The sequence below is a fragment of the Streptomyces sp. NPDC059456 genome (assembly GCF_042750055.1).
Classification (GTDB): domain Bacteria; phylum Actinomycetota; class Actinomycetes; order Streptomycetales; family Streptomycetaceae; genus Streptomyces.
This window is the reverse complement of record NZ_JBHYVA010000797.1, coordinates 1-3601: the sequence shown is the minus strand read 5'-3', so window position 1 is coordinate 3601 and position 3601 is coordinate 1. Positions and strand designations below refer to the sequence as shown.

General features: G+C 71.9%; 3 protein-coding genes and 2 pseudogenes. 3 read left to right on the top strand and 2 right to left on the bottom strand.

The annotated features are described in order from the left end of the window. Positions 1–43 precede the first annotated feature (43 nt). Positions 44–418 (bottom strand): annotated as a pseudogene (locus ACFXA3_RS38625) (hypothetical protein); the annotation flags it as partial. Further along, positions 415–1344 carry a 16S rRNA (cytosine(1402)-N(4))-methyltransferase RsmH gene (rsmH, locus tag ACFXA3_RS38620; protein WP_385195389.1) on the bottom strand — a complete coding sequence of 310 codons (930 nt, stop codon included), beginning with the start codon at positions 1342–1344 and terminating at the stop codon, positions 415–417. The gene rsmH and the pseudogene ACFXA3_RS38625, both read right to left, overlap by 4 nt. 342 nt (positions 1345–1686) lie before the next feature. Between rsmH and ACFXA3_RS38615 the strand changes: the two genes are divergently transcribed. The 3 genes and pseudogenes from ACFXA3_RS38615 to ACFXA3_RS38605 form a co-directional block, all read left to right on the top strand. Further along, positions 1687–2238, top strand: a complete 552-nt coding sequence (locus ACFXA3_RS38615; RefSeq protein WP_385195387.1) for a beta-class carbonic anhydrase — start codon at positions 1687–1689, stop codon at positions 2236–2238. Positions 2239–2373: 135 nt separating this feature from the next. After that, the gene (locus tag ACFXA3_RS38610; RefSeq protein WP_385195384.1) at positions 2374–3384 is read left to right on the top strand and encodes an AAA family ATPase; all 1011 of its coding nucleotides are present in this window, start codon (positions 2374–2376) and stop codon (positions 3382–3384) included. Next, positions 3384–3601: pseudogene (locus tag ACFXA3_RS38605) on the top strand (DUF58 domain-containing protein); the annotation flags it as partial. The gene ACFXA3_RS38610 and the pseudogene ACFXA3_RS38605, both read left to right, overlap by 1 nt.

Genomic DNA, 3601 nt, shown 5'->3' with positions numbered 1-3601 from the left:
TCACATATACGTCGGGAGCGTCATATGTTTATAACAGACAGGTCGCGGGGTTCGGGGTCGCCGACGGCGGCGGGGCCACCGCCGCCGCCGCGGTCCCGGTGACCTTGCCGTCGGGCCCGATGAAGACCGGGCTGCCGCCCGGGACCAGGCCCAGCTCGTGGGCCCGCCGCTGCAGGGCGTCCGGGGCCGAGTAGCCGTCGACGTCCCGCTGCAGCGCCTGTTCCTCGTCCGTGAGCGCGGTGGTCTCCCTCTTCAGCTTGCTCAGCTGGAAGGAGCCCTGGTTGAGCGCCGAGTTCAGCAGCAGCAGGCTGATCAGCCCGCCGGCCAGCAGCGCCACCACCAGCAGGACGAACGGCGTCCGCGCCGCCTGCCCCGAGGGGCCGCCGCGCAGCCGCCCCAGTCCCCCGGCTCTGCTCACAGCCGCGCCTCCCGGATGCGCTCGACCCCGCGGAAGCGGGCCGGGGCGGCCCGCCGGTTCTCGGCGATCTCCTCCTCCGTGGGCAGCTCCGCGCCACGGGTGAGCAGCTTCAGCTTGGGCTGGTACTTCTCCGGCACCACCGGCAGCCCGGGCGGGGCCGTGGACGTCGCCCCCGCCGCGAAGACCTGCTTGACGAGCCGGTCCTCCAGCGAGTGGTAGGAGAGCACCGCGATCCGGCCGCCCACCGCGATCCGCTCCACGGCGGCCGGGACGGCCCGCTCCAGGACGGACAGTTCGCCGTTGACCTCGATGCGCAGGGCCTGGAAGGTCCGCTTGGCCGGGTTGCCGCCCGTCCGCTTGGCCGCCTGCGGCAGCGCGTCGCGGATCAGTTCGACCAGCCGCGCGCTGTTCGTGAACGGTTCCCTGTCCCGCTCGCGGACGATCGCCGAGACGATCCGCTTGGCCTGCTTCTCCTCGCCGTACTGGCGCAGGATCCGTACGAGCTCGCCCGGCGGGTAGGTGTTGAGCACCTCGGCGGCGCTCATCCCGGTCGTCTGGTCCATCCTCATGTCCAGCGGGGCGTCCTGCGCGTACGCGAACCCGCGGTCCGCCTCGTCGAGCTGCATGGACGAGACGCCGAGGTCGAAGAGGACACCCTGGACGGTGGGGGTGCCGAGCCGGTCGAGCACGTCGGGCAGCTCGTCGTAGACGGCGTGGACGAGGGTGGCGCGGTCACCGAAGGGCGCGAGCCGCTCGCCGGAGAGCCGCAGGGCCTCCTTGTCGCGGTCGAGGCCGATCAGGTGTGCCTCGGGGAACCGGGTCAGCAGGGCCTCGCTGTGGCCGCCGAGGCCGAGGGTGCAGTCGACGACGACGGCCCCGGGCCTCTCCAGCGCCGGGGCCAACAGGTCCAGGCACCGCTGGAGCATCACCGGGACATGTCGGGACTCGCTAGTCAAAGCGCCCTCTCAGATAACGGCGCGGCAGGCATACGCCGCGCCGCGCACGCGGAGTGTTACCAGGGGGCCGGGCGGCCGGTCAGGGCCGGGCTCCGGCCGGTTCGCGTCACTCTAGTGCAACGGTCGCCGCGGTCAACGAACCGCCCCGCGCGGCGTGCGCGCCCGCTCGTACGGAACCCGCAAAAGCCCCGAATCACCCGAATGGCCGCGCCCTACCCACCCCTGTGGGTTAGCTCACAACAAGGTCGGTTGACGTTCTTTGTCCACCCTCACTCCATGCCTTTACCAGCGGTGACCACTAACGTCGTAGGCATGACGACTTCCGCATCCCTGCCCGCAGAGTCCACCCCCCAGGCGTCCGGCAGCGGCTCCGTCACGGACCGGCTCGTCGCGGCCAACGGACGGTACGCCGCCCAGTTCCGGGATCCCGGCATGGACGCCCGGCCGGTCCTGCAGGTGGCCGTGGTGGCCTGTATGGACGCCCGTCTCGACCTGCACAAGGCCCTCGGTCTCGAACTCGGCGACTGCCACACCATCCGCAACGCGGGCGGCGTGGTCACCGACGACACCATCCGGTCGCTCACGATCAGCCAGCGCGCCCTCGGCACCCGCACGGTGATACTGATCCACCACACCGGATGCGGCCTCGAAAGCCTGACCGAGGACTTCCGGCACGAGCTGGAGGACGAGGTCGGCCAGCGCCCCGCATGGGCCGTGGAGGCCTTCCGCGACGTGGACCAGGACGTCCGCCAGTCCATGCAGCGGGTGCGGACGAACCCCTTCCTGCCCCACCGCGACGATGTGCGAGGCTTCGTCTTCGACGTGCACACCGGACTCCTGAGGGAGATCGATCCCGCCTCGTGAGTGACACAAGGCCTGGGCGCCGTCAAGAATGCGGGAAGACGTCGCCCGGAAAACCCTCCGGGCCGGCGTCCGTGTCGGGGTGGGCCGGAGTGCGCTGAGGGCGTCGGCCCTGCGGAAAGGGCCGAGGAGAACCAGGTGACGACGTATGACGACCGAGCGAGCCTCGCGGATCTGACGAGCACGGCCGAGCGGGTGCGCCGCTCGGTCGAGAGCGTGATCGAGGGCAAGCCCGAGGTCGTACGCATCGCGCTGACCGTGCTGCTCGCCGAGGGGCACCTGCTGATCGAGGACGTCCCCGGCGTCGGCAAGACGATGCTCGCCAAGACGCTCGCGAAGTCCATCGACTGCTCCGTGCAGCGCATCCAGTTCACGCCGGACCTGCTGCCCTCGGACATCACCGGCGTCAGCATCTACGACCAGCAGCGCCGCGAGTTCGAGTTCAAGCCGGGCGCGATCTTCGCGCAGATCGTCATCGGCGACGAGATCAACCGCGCCTCGCCCAAGACCCAGTCCGCGCTGCTGGAGTCGATGGAGGAGCGCCAGGTCACCATCGACGGCACGACCTACACGCTGCCCAGCCCGTTCATGGTCGTGGCCACCCAGAACCCGGTGGAGATGGAGGGCACCTACCCCCTCCCCGAGGCCCAGCGCGACCGCTTCATGGCCCGCGTCTCCGTCGGCTACCCGAGCCCCGACGCCGAGCTCCAGATGCTCGACGTGCACGGCGGGATCTCCCCGCTCGACGACCTCCAGGCCGTCGCGCACGCCCACGACATCGTCAAGCTGATAGAGGCCGTCCGCGAGGTGTACGTCGCCGAGCCCGTCCGCCGCTACGTCGTCGACCTGGTCTCCGCCACCCGCAGCCACCCCGACCTGCGCCTGGGCGCCTCGCCCCGCGCCACCCTCCACCTGCTGCGCGCCGTGAAGGCCTCCGCCGCCCTGTCCGGCCGCGACTACGTGCTGCCCGACGACGTGCAGGCGCTGGCCGCCCCCGTCCTCGCGCACCGGCTGCTGCCCACCACTCAGGCCCAGCTGAACCGGCGCACCGCCGAGCAGGTCGTCCACGACATCCTCCAGCGCACCCCCGTCCCCGCCGCGCAGGTGCGCGGCGAGATGCCGCCCGGCGCGGGCATCCGGGGCTTCTGATGAGCGCCGGTGCCCCGCGCGGCGCCGGCGGCGAGGGCCGGGGCTCCGGCGGCCTGCGCGCCTCGCTGGCGGGGCTGACCACCCGTGGCCGGTCCTTCCTGGCCGCCGGAGTCGCCGCCGCCCTGTGCGCGTACGTGCTCGGCCAGGGCGAACTGCTCCGGGTCGGGCTGCTGCTCGCCGTCCTGCCGCTGGTCTGCGTCCTCGCCCTGCACCGCAC